Annotated in this window: 11 protein-coding genes, 2 tRNA genes and 3 pseudogenes; 6 read left to right on the forward strand and 10 right to left on the reverse strand. The window is 60.1% G+C overall.

Annotated features, from left to right (window positions below):
* Nucleotides 1-225 precede the first annotated feature (225 nt).
* Nucleotides 226-972 carry a 23S rRNA (guanosine(2251)-2'-O)-methyltransferase RlmB gene (gene rlmB, locus ACF8GF_RS03370; protein WP_003249554.1) on the reverse strand — a complete coding sequence of 249 codons (747 nt, stop codon included), beginning with the start codon at nt 970-972 and terminating at the stop codon, nt 226-228.
* Nucleotides 969-3542 carry a ribonuclease R gene (rnr, locus tag ACF8GF_RS03375; protein WP_176683152.1) on the reverse strand — a complete coding sequence of 858 codons (2574 nt, stop codon included), beginning with the start codon at nt 3540-3542 and terminating at the stop codon, nt 969-971. Before rnr ends, rlmB begins: the two co-directional genes overlap by 4 nt.
* A 272-nt stretch (nt 3543-3814) precedes the next feature.
* On the opposite strand from rnr, the gene ACF8GF_RS03380 reads away from it, so the two are divergent.
* The 5 genes and pseudogenes from ACF8GF_RS03380 to ACF8GF_RS03400 form a co-directional block, all read left to right on the forward strand.
* Nucleotides 3815-3901 (forward strand) — tRNA-Leu (locus tag ACF8GF_RS03380).
* 88 nt (nt 3902-3989) lie between these two features.
* Nucleotides 3990-4076 (forward strand) — tRNA-Leu (locus ACF8GF_RS03385).
* Nucleotides 4077-4315: 239 nt separating this feature from the next.
* Nucleotides 4316-5329, forward strand: coding sequence for an extracellular solute-binding protein (locus tag ACF8GF_RS03390; RefSeq protein ID WP_392460324.1), 1014 nt, complete (start codon nt 4316-4318; stop codon nt 5327-5329).
* Nucleotides 5329-6894 (forward strand): iron ABC transporter permease, encoded by a 1566-nt coding sequence (locus ACF8GF_RS03395; protein WP_003249548.1) that lies wholly within the window; start codon nt 5329-5331, stop codon nt 6892-6894. The genes ACF8GF_RS03390 and ACF8GF_RS03395 overlap by 1 nt, the downstream gene beginning before the upstream one ends.
* Nucleotides 6895-7349: 455 nt before the next feature.
* Nucleotides 7350-7504 (forward strand): annotated as a pseudogene (locus tag ACF8GF_RS03400) (IS110 family transposase); the annotation flags it as partial.
* A gap of 41 nt (nt 7505-7545) precedes the next feature.
* Here ACF8GF_RS03400 and ACF8GF_RS03405 read toward each other — a convergent pair.
* The 3 genes and pseudogenes from ACF8GF_RS03405 to ACF8GF_RS03415 form a co-directional block, all read right to left on the reverse strand.
* Entirely contained in the window at nt 7546-7920 is a 375-nt protein-coding gene (locus ACF8GF_RS03405; RefSeq protein WP_176683150.1) for a hypothetical protein, read from the reverse strand.
* Nucleotides 7917-8889: pseudogene (locus ACF8GF_RS03410) on the reverse strand (hypothetical protein). The gene ACF8GF_RS03405 and the pseudogene ACF8GF_RS03410 overlap by 4 nt, the downstream one beginning before the upstream one ends.
* 9 nt (nt 8890-8898) lie before the next feature.
* Complete coding sequence (locus ACF8GF_RS03415; protein WP_176683149.1) at nt 8899-9387, reverse strand: type VI secretion system tube protein Hcp; 489 nt, start codon at nt 9385-9387, stop codon at nt 8899-8901.
* On the opposite strand from ACF8GF_RS03415, the gene ACF8GF_RS03420 reads away from it, so the two are divergent.
* The gene (locus ACF8GF_RS03420) at nt 9364-9672 is read left to right on the forward strand and encodes a hypothetical protein (RefSeq protein ID WP_392488482.1); all 309 of its coding nucleotides are present in this window, start codon (nt 9364-9366) and stop codon (nt 9670-9672) included. The two genes, ACF8GF_RS03415 and ACF8GF_RS03420, sit on opposite strands and share 24 nt — an antisense overlap.
* Here ACF8GF_RS03420 and ACF8GF_RS03425 read toward each other — a convergent pair.
* The 5 genes and pseudogenes from ACF8GF_RS03425 to ACF8GF_RS03445 all read right to left on the reverse strand — a co-directional run bounded on the left by ACF8GF_RS03425 (nt 9669) and on the right by ACF8GF_RS03445 (nt 15107).
* Complete coding sequence (locus ACF8GF_RS03425; protein WP_392488483.1) at nt 9669-10121, reverse strand: DUF2867 domain-containing protein; 453 nt, start codon at nt 10119-10121, stop codon at nt 9669-9671. The two genes, ACF8GF_RS03420 and ACF8GF_RS03425, sit on opposite strands and share 4 nt — an antisense overlap.
* 184 nt (nt 10122-10305) lie before the next feature.
* A complete protein-coding gene (locus ACF8GF_RS03430; RefSeq protein ID WP_392460334.1) occupies nt 10306-11190 on the reverse strand; it encodes a methyl-accepting chemotaxis protein in 885 nt (294 codons plus the stop codon).
* Nucleotides 11164-11904: pseudogene (locus ACF8GF_RS03435) on the reverse strand (HAMP domain-containing protein); the annotation flags it as partial. The pseudogene ACF8GF_RS03435 and the gene ACF8GF_RS03430, both read right to left, overlap by 27 nt.
* 666 nt (nt 11905-12570) lie before the next feature.
* The gene (locus tag ACF8GF_RS03440; protein ID WP_003249542.1) at nt 12571-13863 is read right to left on the reverse strand and encodes an adenylosuccinate synthase; all 1293 of its coding nucleotides are present in this window, start codon (nt 13861-13863) and stop codon (nt 12571-12573) included.
* Between the two features lie 56 nt (nt 13864-13919).
* Nucleotides 13920-15107: an ATP phosphoribosyltransferase regulatory subunit gene (locus tag ACF8GF_RS03445; protein ID WP_176683146.1), complete on the reverse strand. Its 1188-nt coding sequence runs from the start codon at nt 15105-15107 to the stop codon at nt 13920-13922.
* Between the last annotated feature and the right edge of the window lie 179 nt (nt 15108-15286).

Below are 15286 nucleotides of genomic sequence, written 5' to 3' on the forward strand. Positions count from 1 at the left end.
GGGAGGCACATGAGCGCCTGCCAGCTCGGCAAGGGGCGCAATTGTAGAGAAGGCGTGCCGCACACGCAAGGCAATTGGCGAATATTTGAACAGCCTGAGATATTCAGAATGTGTCAGCCCCTATTCGCGGGCACGCCCGCTCCCACAGGCTCACTGCTGCCTCTGGCATTGCAGATTACCTGTGGGAGCGGGCGCGCCCGCGAATAGGCCGATACAGGCTGAAGATCAGCGCTTGGCCTGGCGCTGACGCACGGCTTCGAACAGGCAAACCCCGGTCGCCACCGACACGTTGAGACTGCTGACACTACCCGCCATCGGCAACTTCACCAGGAAGTCGCAATGCTCGCGGGTGAGCCGGCGCATGCCCTTGCCTTCCGCCCCCATGATCATCACCAGTGGCCCGGTCAGGTCTTGCTGGTAGATCTCCTGCTCGGCCTCGCCAGCGGTACCCACGACCCACAGGCCACGCTGCTGCAACTTCTCAAGCGTACGCGCCAGGTTGGTCACAGCCACCAGCGGAATGACTTCTGCCGCGCCACAAGCCACCTTTCGCACAACCGGCGTCAGCGTTGCGGACTTGTCCTTGGGCACGATCACTGCCGTGGCACCGGCCGCATCGGCGGTACGCAGGCAGGCGCCGAGGTTGTGCGGGTCGGTCACGCCGTCCAGCACCAGGATCAGCGGCGGGGTTTCTGTGCGCTCAAGCAGCTCTTCGAGCATCAGCTCGCCCCACACCTGGCTCGGGCTGACCTCGGCAACAACACCTTGGTGCACGCCTTCGACCCAGGCATCCATCTCACGGCGCTCGGCCTGGCCGACCGGCACGCGGTTTTCCGCGGCCAGCGCCAGCAAGGTCTCGAGGCGTGGCTCGCTACGCCCTTCCGACAGCCAGATCTGCTTGACCCGCTTTGGATGGTGCTGCAGCAATGCCTGCACGGCGTGTACGCCGTAGATCTTTTCCAGCTGACTCATGAATTGCTCTTGCTTTTGCGTGGCGCGCCGGACTTCGGCGGGCCTTTACGGTGCTTGGTCGGTTTGCCGGACGGCTTGCCACCTTTCTCGGATTTGCTGCCAGCACTGCTGCGCGCGTCGGTCATCAACGCTTTCTTCATCTCGCGGCTTTTACGCACTTCAGCGTTACGCTGCACAGCATCCTTGGGGAAGTACGCTTCGGACGCTTCGCTTTTGCGGCTGCGCGGCTTGGGCGTGGCTTTCGCTTCAGTTACCGGCTGCTGCTCGGCTTTTTCGGCAGCCGGCGCGGCGCCACGCTGCTTGCGGCCAATCGGTGCGGCGAGGGTCTTTTCCGACACTTCGAAGTCGATCTTGCGCTCATCCAGATCAACACGCATGACCTTGACTTCGATGGTGTCGCCCAAGCGGAAGGTGCGACCGGTACGCTCGCCGGACAGGCGATGGTGTACCGGGTCGAAGTGGTAGTAGTCCCCCGGCAACGCACTGACGTGCACCAGGCCCTCTACATAGATATCGGTCAGCTCGACGAACAGGCCGAAACCGGTCACTGCCGTGATCACACCCGGGAAGGTCTCGCCAACGCGGTCTTTCATGAACTCGCACTTGAGCCAGTTGACCACGTCACGGGTGGCTTCGTCAGCCCGGCGCTCGGTCATCGAGCACTGCTCGCCGAGTTGCTCCAGGGTGTTTTCGTCGTACGGGTAGATACGCGCCTTGGGGATGCTCATGGCGCCGGCACGCTTGACGTGCGGGGTATCGACCTTGGAGCGGATGATGCTGCGGATGGCGCGATGCACCAGCAGGTCCGGGTAACGACGAATCGGCGAGGTGAAGTGGGTGTACGCCTCGTAGTTCAGGCCGAAGTGGCCGTTGTTCTCGGTGCTGTACACGGCCTGGCTCAGCGAGCGCAGCATCACCGTCTGAATCAGGTGGAAGTCCGGGCGACCGGCGATGCTCGCCAGCAGGGCCTGGTAATCCTTCGGCGACGGGTCCTTGCCCTTGTGCAGGCTCAAGCCCAACTCCCCAAGGAAGGCACGCAGTTTTTCCAGGCGCTCCGGTGGAGGGCCGTCGTGCACGCGGTACAACGCCGGTACACCGTGCTTCTGCAGGAATTCGGCAGTGGCCACGTTGGCCGCCAGCATGCATTCCTCGATCAGCTTGTGGGCGTCGTTGCGCACGGTCGGGCGGATTTCAGCGATCTTGCGCTGATCACCGAAAATGATGCGGGTTTCCTGGGTTTCGAAGTCGATGGCGCCCCGCGTGTGACGCGCGTCCACCAGCACCTTGTACAGGTTGTACAGGTTCTTCAGGTCCGGCACGACGTCCTTGTACTCTTCGCGCAGCGCCTTGCCCTCACGGGTACGCGAGTGCTCGAGCATGCTGCTGACCTTGTTGTAGGTCAGGCGGGCATGGGAGTGGATCACGCCTTCGTAGAACTGATAGTCGACCATCTGGCCGGCTTTGTTCATGGTCATTTCACAGACCATGGCCAACCGATCGACGTGCGGGTTCAGCGAGCACAGGCCGTTGGACAGCTCTTCGGGGAGCATCGGCACCACGCGCTCGGGGAAGTACACCGAGTTGCCGCGCTGCTGGGCTTCGACATCCAGGGCAGAGCCCAGACGCACGTAGCTGGACACGTCAGCAATGGCCACGTACAGGCGCCAGCCACCGGAGAACAGACGCAGCTTGCCCAGCGGTTCGCAATAAACGGCATCGTCGAAGTCGCGGGCGTCTTCACCATCGATGGTGACGAACGGCAGGTGGCGCAGGTCGACACGCTTCTCTTTGTCCTTCTCCTCGACTTCGGAGCGGAACTTGCGCGCTTCCTTGACCACCTCATTGGGCCACACATGCGGAATGTCGTAGCTGCGCAGGGCAACGTCGATTTCCATGCCCGGCGCCATGTAGTTGCCGATGACCTCGACCACATCGCCTTGCGGCTGGAAGCGCGGCGTTGGCCAGTGGGTGATCTTGATCTCGACGAACTGGCCGATCTTGGCACCGCCGTTACGTCCGGCAGTCACCAGCACTTCCTGCTGGATCTTCGGGTTGTCCGGGGTTACGTAACCGATGCCGCCTTCTTCGAAATAGCGGCCGACCACGCTTTCGTGGGCACGGGAGATGACTTCGACCAGCACGCCTTCACGGCGGCCACGGCGGTCGACACCGGAGACGCGGGCCAGGCCACGGTCGCCGTCGAACACCAGTCGCATCTGCGACGGACTGAGGAACAGGTCTTCGCTGCCGTCATCGGGAATAAGGAAGCCGAAGCCGTCGCGGTGGCCGGAGACTCGACCGCAGATCAGGTCCAGCTTGTCTACCGGGGCATAAGTGCCGCGCCGGGTATAGATAAGCTGGCCATCGCGCTCCATGGCACGCAGGCGGCGGCGCAGGGCTTCGATCTGGTCTTCTTCATACAGACCGAACTCTTTTGCCAGCTCCTCGCGGGCAGCAGGTTCGCCTCGGTCGGCGAGACGCTGCAGGATCAGCTCACGGCTGGGAATGGGGTTGTCGTATTTTTCCGCTTCGCGAGCGGCCTCGGGATCGAGGGATTGCCAATCGGCCATCAGAAGGGGTTCACCTTGGGGTATATAGATAGGAATTCTGGCATAGGCGTATTGAAACCGGAAATGTCTGCCTTGGACAGCCCCCGCTGCAATGCATAAACAGCAGAAATAGGCTCGTGGAATCAACGAGTTGAATTTTTTGAATTTTTTTTCGATTGGGGGCTTTACAGCCCTGGGTAGCGTCCGTATAGTGCGCACCACAACGACGGACAACCCCGAAGTTGTAGTAGAGATGAACGACGCTGTAAAGCATCAAGTAACCTCGAATGTGTGCCCAGGTGGCGGAATTGGTAGACGCGCTGGTTTCAGGTATCAGTGACCGCAAGGTCGTGGAAGTTCGAGTCTTCTCCTGGGCACCAAGTATTTTCAAGTAACAGATGACCAAGGATCTGTTACTACTGCGTGAAAGCGAACGATAGTCGCCTTCTGCAGATGATGTAAAGCTTTGCCCAGGTGGCGGAATTGGTAGACGCGCTGGTTTCAGGTATCAGTGACTTAACGGTCGTGGAAGTTCGAGTCTTCTCCTGGGCACCATACAAAAACCCACTAGCTTGCTAGTGGGTTTTTTCTTGCCTGCGATTTTTGTGCCTCCCCCTCCCCGATACGCGCACGTTGCAGGAGCGGGTTCACCCGCGAAGAGGCCCCTGCAGGCAACCCCTCCCAACCCCTTGCACCATGGTCTGACCATGAATTTCTCGTCACCCGGCCACTTGAGAAACAATTTCGTTTACCATTGTTTCCAAATATGTAGCCGTAAGCGAGGAAGTACCCGCATGACGATCCGCCCGCAACCGCTGATGCGTACCCTGGCCGCCGCAGTGCTGAGCCTGGTCATCGGCGCTCCGGCCGCCATGGCAGACGCACCGGTCGCGCTGACCATGTACAACGGTCAGCACAAGGAAATCGGCGAAGCCATTGCCAAGGCCTATGAGGCCAAGACCGGCATTCACATCGACATCCGTAAAGGCAGCAGCAACCAGCTGGCCAGCCAGATCATCGAGGAAGGCGACCGCTCGCCGGCCGACATCATCTACACCGAAGAGTCCCCGCCTCTGAACAACCTGGGCGAACTGGGCCTGCTGGCCAAGATTGACGACGCTACGTTGAACATGATGCCCAAGGAGTACGCTGGCGCCAACGGCACCTGGATGGGTATCACCGCCCGTACGCGCATCGTGGTGTACAACCCGAAGAAAGTCGACGAGAAAGACCTGCCGACCACGGTGATGGACTTCGCCAACCCTGAGTGGGAAGGCCGCGTCGGCTACGTACCCACCAGCGGTGCGTTCCAGGAGCAGGCCGTGGCCATTCTGAAGATGCACGGGCGCGAAGCCACCGAAGAATGGTTGACCGGTCTGAAAGCCTTCGGCAAGACCTACACCAACAACATGGTCGCCCTCAAAGCCGTGGAAAAAGGTGAAGTGGCTGCGGTACTGGTGAACAACTACTACTGGTACGCGCTTGAACGCGAACGCGGCAAGCTGGACACCAAGCTCTATTACCTGGCCGACGGCGATGCTGGCAACCTGGTCACTATCTCCGGCGCGGCCGTGGTCAAGGCCAGCAAACACCCGAAAGAAGCCCAGGCCCTGCTCAACTGGATGGCCAGCGAAGAAGGCCAGCGCGTGATCACCCAGACCACCGCCGAGTACCCGCTGCACAAGGGTATGGTTTCTGACCGCGGCCTGAAGCCGTTCGACGAACTGCGCCCGCCGAAGATCTCGCCAGCTGACTTGGGCAATGCCGAGGAAGCCATCGAACTTGAGCGTGAGGTCGGCCTGCTCTGATGACTGCCGCCCTGTCCGAACCGGTGCCGGTACGCTTCGTACCGCGCCGCAAGCGCCCTTCCATCTGGGTAGTGCTGCCTGTGCTGTTCCTTGTGGCAATGAGCTTGCTGCCACTGGCTTATGTTGCCATCAAAGCCTGGGAGGCCGGCTGGCGCGAAGCTTTGCACCTGTTGTGGCGGCCCTTTGTCTGGGGGCTGATGCGCAACACCCTGATGCTGATGGTCGGGGTGACGCTGACCTGCATGGTGGTCGGCCTGGCACTGGCCTGGCTGCTGGAGCGCAGCAACCTGGCCGGCCGCCGGTTGTGGGGCGTGGTGCTGTGCCTGCCATTCGCCGTGCCGTCGTTCGTCAGCAGCTTCACCTGGGTGTCGCTAAGTTCGGACTTTGAAGGCCTGGGCGGCGCGATCATGGTCATGGCCCTGTCCAAGTACCCGCTGGTGTTCCTGCCCGTTGCCGCGACCCTGCGCAACCTCGACACGTCGCTGGAGGAGTCGGCACGCACCCTGGGTTGCAGCCGCTGGGGGGTGTTCAGCAAAGTCACCCTGCCGCTGCTGTGGCCGTCGATGCTCGGCGGTGCGCTACTGATTGCCCTGCATATGCTGGTAGAGTTTGGCGCATTGTCGATCCTCGGCCTGCAAACCTTTACCACGGCGATCTACCAGCAGTTCGAACTGGAGTTCAGCAACGCCAACGCGGCCATGCTGTCTGCCGTGCTGCTGGCGATGTGCCTGGCAATGCTGTGGCTGGAACTGCGGGTGCGCGGCAAAGCCCGCCATGTACGTATCGGCCAGGGCGTAGCGCGCCGTGCGCAACCGGTGCGGCTGCGCGGCTGGGCGGTACTGGCGCAACTGTTCTGCGTGGGCCTGGCGGTGCTGGGCAGCGGCATTCCGCTGGCGATGCTCGGTTACTGGCTGAGCGTGGGTTCGTCGGCGGCATTCCCGGTGGCGGCCATCTCGAAGGCGTTGTTCACCTCGCTGTCGGTGTCGCTGGGCGGTGCCGGCTTTTGTGTGCTGCTGGCTCTGCCTATCAGCTTCCTGGTGGTGCGCTACAAGGGCCGCCTGGCGATTTGGGCTGAGCGTCTGCCCTACCTCCTGCACGCCCTGCCCGGCCTGGTGATTGCCCTGACCCTGGTGTTCTTCGCCCTGCACTACGTGCCGGCGCTGTACCAGACCACGGCGCTGCTGCTGCTGGCCTACGCGCTGCTGTTCCTGCCGCTGGCCCAGTCGCCGGTGCGCACCGCGCTTAACAAGGCTTCGCCGACGCTGGAAGAAGCCGCACGCACCCTGGGCGCCAGCAGCTTTGCCGCATTCTGCCGGGTGACCTTGCCGATCATCTTCCCGGCCATGGCGGCGGCCTTCGCCCTGGTGTTTCTGGATGCCATGAAGGAGCTGACGGCTACCCTGCTGCTCAGCCCGACCGGCATGACCACCCTGGCCACCGAAGTGTGGGCGCACACAGCCAATGTCGAGTTCGCGGCAGCGGCGCCGTATGCGGCGTTGTTGATTGTGGTGTCAGGGTTGCCGGTGTATTTGCTGACTACGCGGATGTATTTGAACAAGGCTTGAAAGCTTGCCCAGGCCGCCATGTGGCCTGGGCACAAGCCTGAGTGCCTAGACTTCATCACAAGTTCACTTTAAAACTCCCACTAGCCAGTTGAAAGCAAAGAACAAGGTCGTAGATACTACAAGCCCCACCCAAGAGGGTAACAAAACTCTTTCCATAGACCTTGGGAAACTCTCTAGATCTGAAATATCTGCCACACCTTTTCGAACAAACAACCCTGGAATCATGAGCATATTTGCCGCCAGGCAAGTGCGCATTAATTTTCCAGCAAGGCCAGCCGCTAAAAAGCCCCCTATTATCCTGAATATACTTGCATTTCGCTAAAGCTTTTTCGATAGTTTCTATAGATCGACAAGAAAAGTAAATCATCACACACACGCTGATTGACATACAAGCGAGCAGGATAGATGCGATTATCGTCAATGCTTCGGTACTCATTTTCGCACTCTCATAAATCACTACGCATCAGTTGGTACGTCTGGTGTACAGCCTGTTAACCAAGAAGCAGGCTTATGTTGAACAAGGTCTTGAAGAGTTCGGAACCGAGACCGGCAGGTCAGGGCTTTGCTTCGCAAAGCCCGAAAACTGGGGTATCAATTGGTGACTGCTTGAGTGCTTAAAAAGCAATGGGTTGCATTCTGTTTGACCAGAGCTTACCTCAAGCACTCTATCCAAACAAAAAAAAGAACAATCAGTGCAATCAGCAAAATTTGTACAGTCCACAAGCGCACTAACAGCCTTTGCAGGTCGGCGGAAACCTTAGCAATATCATTGCGATCTAATAGACCCTTTCGAACGCTAAAATATTTCATAGACAGCATTGCAGAAATTGATCCTAGCCGCATGACTTTCCCAAGCAGCCCAGCATGAGAATATATTTCTCTGTTCACAGCCACCATTCGGCTATTTGACAAGATTGATTCGATACGATCCAGATATCGATACGCAACGAATACCCACACACCAAACATCAAAAACGGCGAGATAATTACAAACACACCAAGCACTGCCAGGTGCAAGTTACTCATCGCACTGCCTCATACAAAATCTCCCCCACGCTTTCTCCCAATACCTCACCAAACTCACCGCCAGCAATACCTCCAGCCGCTCCCCCCTAATACCGCACATGCGAAAGTTGCCGTTCCACCGGTGGGAATACCTACAGCAACACATGCTATTGGCCCCAATAGGCCCCCGACATGTCCACCCATTCCTCCTAGCCCCAAGCTCGCAACTAGCGAACTCCTCTCGACATACTCAGCCTTTCTGCACTCCTCCTCCCGCCCAAGCACGCAAGCGTTACGAATTGACAGTTCGGTTGACGCCACATCAAGCGCCATCCCTAAATACGTCCCTTTTTTTATCCAATTAGCCGCCTTCGCTACGCCAGATATTTTTTCTGCATACCCTTTAATCTCACCACCGTGAAGAAATCTTTTGGTGGATATATCCAGCGCATGCTTGATTTTACCCCCATTGCGCAGCCCCGCCCCATACGCAGCCATACTATCAAGCTGCGCCTCCAACTTTAAAAACAGCGCTGTGCGCTTCGAGTAGAATTCATCACGCGCTTTCAACGTACCTTTAAGCAAATAATCTCGATGTAGCTGCTCTATCTCCTCTAACGTTTTCTTGATAGCTTCAAGATGCTTACTCCAAGCGTCACTAGCAGTACCAGCCCCGATGGAAGCACGGGCCAGTAAGCTCTGCAGCAGCTCAAAATTCTCCAGAAGGAACCCGTCAAACCCACCGCCGTTCAATTCGATGTCAAGGTGTATACCTAACGCCTTACCCATGAGAAATGCCTCATGAGCAGTACAGGACGGCGTGCTTGGGTCACCCACAATTATCAGCTCGCCAGGGAATACGACAGTGTTGACGACATGCGCATTCAGCACATCAAACTTGGCCCGCTGATTCGCGTTCATGGGTGTACCGGCCTTCAGCGACTCATACGACTGCGCATGCGGATTAATGAAGCTGCGCGCCTCGGACATGGTAGTACCTCACGCATACTTCTTGTTGTTGATGCGGTCCCATCCGCCCGTGACGTTGCCGCCAGCGCTGCCGTCGAGGCGTTTCTGCAGCGTGTAGGTTGTCTTGATGCGCCCGTAGTTCAGCTGCACGACTTCCACTGGCACCCCAGCGCTGGCGCTTTGGGCGTAATCGGCAATGATCACTTCTTCCAGGACGACTTCGTAGTACTTGAGCTTGTCGCCACCCGCACGACACAGCACGAGCTTCACTTCCTTCAGGTGCTGCCCGGCACAGTTCGCCTCCAGCAGCTTGCAGCTGGCACTGTCCAGGTACTTAGTGAAGGTGAAGTTGGTGAGTGTGGTGCGGCCTGACGATGCGCCGCCCGCGGAGCTTGCGGTGGCAGAGGTGCTCTGGTTGGCACCGAACTTGTAGCCGATGATTTCGATCCAGTTGGCGTACTGCTCATCCAGTGCTTCGCCAGTGATTTCCCCGATATGAACATAAGCATCGAAAGCCATGCTTACCTCTCCCTGGTAAAGGTTCGGCTGATAACGACGATGTTCAGACATCGTCATCCTGAGGTTGCTCCCGAAGTAAAACGGCGGCCGGTACCGACCGCCTTCAGGCTCAATACAACACTAACCCCTGTGTCAGCCCTTGCAACAGCAAACGCCCTATCAAGGAATATTTGGGAAATCTCCTACAGATTCGACGATGATGACGATGATGACGATGATGACGATGATGACGATGATGACGATGATGACGATGATGACGATTTGGTCAGTTTCGATGCTGCTTAAAGCTTCTCCAGCATTTTCCTTACGATCAGGCCATGCACCATGCCGACCGGCAGCATGTACAACCGGCCAAAAGTATTGAGGCACAGCACCGATGTGGTCACGCTTAAGCTTTGCCCGTACACATCCATGCAGACCATCACCGCCAAGTGCGTGTCGCGCGAAGTCAGCACCAGCTGCTGGTCGCTGATGGTCTCGACAGTGAAGAAGTCCAGGCGCTCACCGACGGCTGGCACAGGCGTTGGATCGCCGCGAGTGAAGCCGTGGATATCGGCGACATTGAAACGGCGTGAGATGAAGTCGCGAATGCGGAAGGCCCGGGCCAGCCAGCAGGTGACGTCCGAGGTCATAGCGCAGTAGGCTTGCAGGGCGGTCATCGGGTCAGTGAGCTGTACACTGTCACTGTGCAGGAAATTCAGGTCGGCCTGGGCGGCGATTAGCTGGGCGGACATTAGCAACTCCTTTTGCCATGTGTCGCCGACAGCATAGCAACACCGCTCAGGTGTGGGAGCGGCCTTGTGTCGCGAAAGGGCCGCATAGCGGCCCCGGCAATTTCCGCATTTATGCAACAAACCTGGGGCTGCTATGCAGCCCTTTCGCGACACAAGGCCGCCCCCGCAAGGGACCGCGCAGGATTCAGGCCCGGAACTGGCCCAGGCTGGCGCGCAGCTGAGCCGCCAGATCATCCAGCACCTTGCTACTGGCCGTGGTCTGCATCACCACCTCAGCCGAGCGTTCGGCCTGGGCATGGATGTTCTCCACCCGCCCCCGCACCGCCTGTGCGCCATGGGCCTGTTGTTCGGCAGCGCGAGTCGCCAAACCAATGGCCGCGTGCACCTGCTCCACCGCAGCCTGCACCGACTGCTGGCGGCGCTCGTTGTCACGCAGCACCAACAACCCTTCACTGGCCTTGAGCCCAGCCTGACTGATGGTGGCCACTGCTTCCTTGGCACCTTTTTGCAGCGCGGTAATGTGCGCCTGAATGTCGCCGGTAGAGCTTTGCGTCTTGCTCGCCAGCGCCCGCACTTCATCGGCCACTACAGCGAATCCGCGGCCAGTCTCACCAGCGCGTGCGGCTTCGATTGCAGCGTTGAGGGCCAGCAGATTGGTCTGCTCGGCAATGCCATGGATAACGGTCAGCACCACTTCAATCTGTTCGCTCTGCTTGGCCAGGCGCTCGATCACCTGAGAGCCCGTTTCGACCTGCCCGGCAAGGTTCTCGATCAGGCTCGCCAGTTGCGTCGAGGAACGGCTGTTCTCATCGGTCGCCTGGCGAATGTCCACCACCTGCTGCAACGCCGCCTGCATAGCATGGCTTTCAGCCTGAGCCTCGTCAGCCATGCTCGACAGGTCGCGCAGGCTGGCGGCCACTTCGTCACGCTGCAACGCCGCCGCGGCATCGGCACCGGCATTGCGCTGGGCCATGGTGCCGATCTCGACGCCGGTACGCTGGGCCACCTCGCCAGCCTCGCGGACGATGGGCTGCAGCTTGTCGACAAAGCGATTGACCGCCGACGCCATGTCGCCGATCTCGTCGCGGCTGTCGAGGGTCACGCGCTTGGTCAGGTCGCCTTCGCCAGCGGCAAGGTCGTTGAGCGCTGCGATCAGCAGGCGCAGTTTGCTGAGCACGCGGCGGCCTAACACCAAAGCGACCACCAGCAGCACACCCAGGCCCACCACCACCAGGCCCAGACCAATCCGCCAGCGCAGCTCGGCAGCCGCATCGCGCACGGTCTGTGCAGTGTTGGCCTGCATCGCGGTGGCGCTAGCCTGCGCGACTTCCAGGCGCTCGCGCAGGGCCTTGCCACTGTCGGCAGCCGCCGCGCCCAGGCTATCGCCAACCAGTTGCTCGCCACTGGCGATCAGGGCACTGAAGCGCTGGTCGAGCGCCTTGAGTTCCTGGTCAATGCCGGCTGTAGAAACCCCCATCAGGACTTTGCCGATCTCGGCGCCATTGGGGTTGATGGAGGCTTCGACGAAATACACCGACGGATCACGACGCGCGGCATCGAGCACCTTGTCCAGCGCACGCTCGCCCTGGCCTTTTTCCAACAAGGCCTGGTTGATCGGGTTTTGCCGGTTGAGATAGCGAGTCAGATGCTGACCCTGAGCGTCGTCGTACACCACGAACAACACGTTCGGGTTACGCTGAGCGCGTCGCGCGAAATCCGAGAGCACCGGCACGTCGTTGTCCCAGATCGCCCGCGGCGCAACCGAAGCCAGCAGTTCAGCCATGTCGTTGGCGGAATCCTTGAGGTTTTTTTCCAAGGTGCTGCGCAGTTGCTGCTGTTCGCTTTGCAGGCGCTCCGACAACCCTGCACTCAGGCGCTGGCGGGTACTGCTGGACAGGCCGTCGAGCCCAGAGCGTACATCTTGTCCGGCTTGCTCCAGTTCGCTTGCCAGTTGGCGACTGTCATTACCCAGTCGCTCGCCAAGATCAGCCTCCAGGGCGGTGACTGTGCTTCGGGTGAGCGCAACGGCAACCAGCACTTGCACCAAAAGAGCGATACCAAGGGCAACAAACACAGGCCGCAAGAGGCGGCTTCGTAACAGTGAGAGGATGGCAGACACGGTGTAACCCTCGTGTTTTCTGGCGCCACTATATTGATGGCATCTACAGAAACTTCTTACAGCAAGGGTTGTGCCGTAGGCAGCAGGGAAATGCGCCAAGGTCTAGCAATGGGGTTTCGTGTGTAGGCCCATTCGCGGGTAAACCCGCTCCTACAACGGCCTTGGCCCCACCACCATTGTGTGCCCACGTAGGAGCGGGTTTACCCGCGAATACGGTAGCGGCGGCAACGGTGGATTGCCGGTGGATATTGGCCAGCACAGACATGCCCACAAATGAAAACGCCGCAGCCCTTTTCAGGGCCACGGCGTCAGATCAGCCTGGCGGGCAGATCAGGCGAACGGATGACGCAGCACGATGGTCTCGTTGCGGTCCGGGCCGGTCGAAATGATGTCGATCGGCGCGCCAACCAGCTCTTCGATGCGCTTGATGTAGTCACGCGCAGCTTGCGGCAGCTCTTCCAGGGTTTTCACACCCAGAGTCGACTCGCTCCAGCCTGGCATCTCTTCGTACACCGGCTCCAGGCCGATGTAGCTGTCGGCATCGGAAGGCGCGTCGATGACGGCACCGTTCTCGTTCTTGTAGCCAACGCAGATGTTGATGGTTTCCAGGCCGTCCAGTACGTCCAGCTTGGTCAGGCAGATGCCCGAGATGCTGTTGACGTCGATGGCGCGACGCAGGATGACGGCGTCGAACCAGCCGCAACGACGGGCACGGCCGGTGGTGGAACCGAACTCGTGACCACGCTTGGCCAGGGTAGCGCCGGTCTCGTCGAACAGTTCGGTCGGGAACGGACCGGAACCCACGCGAGTGGTGTAGGCCTTGGTGATACCCAGGATGTAGTCCAGGTACATCGGGCCAACGCCGGAACCGGTGGAAATACCGCCAGCAGTGGTGTTGGAGCTGGTGACGTACGGGTAGGTGCCGTGGTCGATGTCCAGCAGCGAGCCCTGGGCACCTTCGAACATGATGTCCTTGCCGGCGCGACGCAGGTTGTGCAGCTCGGCGGTGACGTCGAGCATCATCGGCTTGAGCTGTTCGGCGTAAGCCATGCACTCGTCCAGCGTCTGCTGGAAGTCGATGGCTGGCTCTTTGTAGTAGTTCACCAGCTGGAAGTTGTGGTAATCCAGCAGCTCACCCAGCTTGGCAGCAAAACGCTCGCGATGGAACAAATCACCCACGCGCAGGCCGCGACGTGCCACCTTGTCTTCGTAGGCTGGGCCGATACCACGGCCGGTGGTGCCGATCTTGGCTTCGCCACGGGCTTTTTCGCGGGCCTGGTCCAGGGCCACATGGTACGACAGGATCAGCGGCGCAGCCGGGGAAATACGCAGACGCTCGCGCACCGGTACGCCTTTCTCTTCCAGCTTGGTGATTTCACGCATCAGTGCATCCGGGGCAACGACCACGCCGTTACCGATCAGGCACTGTACGCCTTCACGCAGGATGCCGGACGGAATCAGGTGCAGAACGGTTTTTTCACCGTTGATCACCAGGGTGTGACCCGCATTGTGGCCACCTTGGTAGCGCACTACGGCGGCAGCATGTTCGGTCAGCAGATCGACGATCTTGCCTTTGCCCTCATCACCCCACTGGGTGCCCAGGACGACGACATTCTTACCCATTACATTGGTCCTCATTCACGCAAACTTGGTTGCCGGCCTGTTGCCGACGCAGAAACTCACTGGGCCAGCGGCAGAACCTGCCAGCGCCCGTCTTGCTGAATCAATTGCCGATCACAATCCGCCTCGAGAGCAGCACTCAACGGCTGGCCAGGCAGAGCCTGAACCACACGCTGGCCCTCGTTGCGCAACTGGCAGACTTGCTGCCAGAGGGCCGCGTCGCCACTGTCCGGCATCCAGATGCCGCCAGTTGGCAATACGACCTCCGCTCGCCCCAGTGTGACCAGGGTCTTCAAATCCGTGGAGAAACCAGTGGCCGGGCGCGCCCGGCCAAAATCGGCGCCAATATCGTCGTAGCGCCCGCCTTGGGCGATCGATTGGCCTTCGCCCGGCACGAACACGGCGAACACCACGCCGGTGTGATAGTGGTAACCACGCAGCTCGCCGAGGTCGAAGTACAGCGGCAGGTCCGGGTAGCGAGACGCCAGGCGATCAGCGATCGCCAGCAGGTCGTCCAGCGCCGCCAGTACGCTGGCCGGGGCGCGACCGAGGCGCACGCGGGCTTCAGCCAGTACTTCACGACCACCGCACAGTTCGACCAGGGCGCGCAGCATGCTGCCCAGGTCTTTCGGCAGGTCGGCGGTCAGCGCCTGCACTTCATCGACAGCCTTGCGCTGCATGGCGTCGAACAGCTGCTGTTCGACCGCGCCAGACAGGCCGGCGGCACGGGCCAGGCCGCGGTAAATACCGACATGGCCCAGGTCCATGTGCACATCCGGCACATCGGTCAGCTGCAGCGTGGCGAGCATCAGGCTGATGACCTCGACGTCACTGGTAGGGCTGGCATCGCCGTACAGCTCGGCACCCAACTGGATCGGGCTGCGCGAGGTGGACAGGGCACGCGGCTGGGCGTGCAGCACGCTGCCGGCATAGCACAGGCGGCTCGGGCCTTCACGGCGCAGTGTGTGCGCATCGATACGCGCCACCTGCGGGGTGAAGTCGGCGCGGAAGCCCATCAGGCGGCCGGACTGCGGGTCCACTACCTTGAAGGTACGCTGATCCAGGTCCTGGCCGGCGCCGGTAAGCAGCGACTCCAGGTACTCGATATGCGGGGTGACGACCAGTTCGTAGCCCCAACTCTGGAACAGGTCCAACACCTGGCGACGCGCGATCTCGATGCGCGCAGCCTCAGGTGGCAGTACTTCCTCGATGCCATCTGGCAGCAGCCAGCGGTCTACCGTTGCCATTACGCCATTTCCCCTCTGGTCCGGGCGGCTTGCCAGCAGGCAAGCCGTCAGAAAAGCCGGTATCGCGCACAGCAGCGGGCAGCACTGATCCCAGCGCAGCCACCGTACCCGACACCCTCAAATTGCCTTGCGAGCTGACCAAACTGTCGACCGGCGCTGTGCCAATCAACCTTGCAGAC

The sequence above is a fragment of the Pseudomonas sp. yb_5 genome, assembly GCF_043103865.1.
Classification (GTDB): domain Bacteria; phylum Pseudomonadota; class Gammaproteobacteria; order Pseudomonadales; family Pseudomonadaceae; genus Aquipseudomonas; species Aquipseudomonas putida_Y.

What these genes read in the sequence shown, in the direction of transcription:
- ACF8GF_RS03415 (WP_176683149.1), bottom strand. Translation starts at nt 9,387, where the DNA reads ATGGCTTTCGATGCTTATGTTCATATCGGGGAAATCACTGGCGAAGCA.
- ACF8GF_RS03440 (WP_003249542.1), bottom strand. Translation starts at nt 13,863, where the DNA reads ATGGGTAAGAATGTCGTCGTCCTGGGCACCCAGTGGGGTGATGAGGGC.
- ACF8GF_RS03395 (WP_003249548.1), top strand. Translation starts at nt 5,329, where the DNA reads ATGACTGCCGCCCTGTCCGAACCGGTGCCGGTACGCTTCGTACCGCGC.
- ACF8GF_RS03420 (WP_392488482.1), top strand. Translation starts at nt 9,364, where the DNA reads ATGAACATAAGCATCGAAAGCCATGCTTACCTCTCCCTGGTAAAGGTT.
- ACF8GF_RS03425 (WP_392488483.1), bottom strand. Translation starts at nt 10,121, where the DNA reads ATGTCCGCCCAGCTAATCGCCGCCCAGGCCGACCTGAATTTCCTGCAC.
- ACF8GF_RS03445 (WP_176683146.1), bottom strand. Translation starts at nt 15,107, where the DNA reads ATGGCAACGGTAGACCGCTGGCTGCTGCCAGATGGCATCGAGGAAGTA.
- ACF8GF_RS03430 (WP_392460334.1), bottom strand. Translation starts at nt 11,190, where the DNA reads ATGGCGTCGGCGGTCAATCGCTTTGTCGACAAGCTGCAGCCCATCGTC.
- ACF8GF_RS03390 (WP_392460324.1), top strand. Translation starts at nt 4,316, where the DNA reads ATGACGATCCGCCCGCAACCGCTGATGCGTACCCTGGCCGCCGCAGTG.
- rlmB (WP_003249554.1), bottom strand. Translation starts at nt 972, where the DNA reads ATGAGTCAGCTGGAAAAGATCTACGGCGTACACGCCGTGCAGGCATTG.
- ACF8GF_RS03405 (WP_176683150.1), bottom strand. Translation starts at nt 7,920, where the DNA reads ATGAGTAACTTGCACCTGGCAGTGCTTGGTGTGTTTGTAATTATCTCG.
- rnr (WP_176683152.1), bottom strand. Translation starts at nt 3,542, where the DNA reads ATGGCCGATTGGCAATCCCTCGATCCCGAGGCCGCTCGCGAAGCGGAA.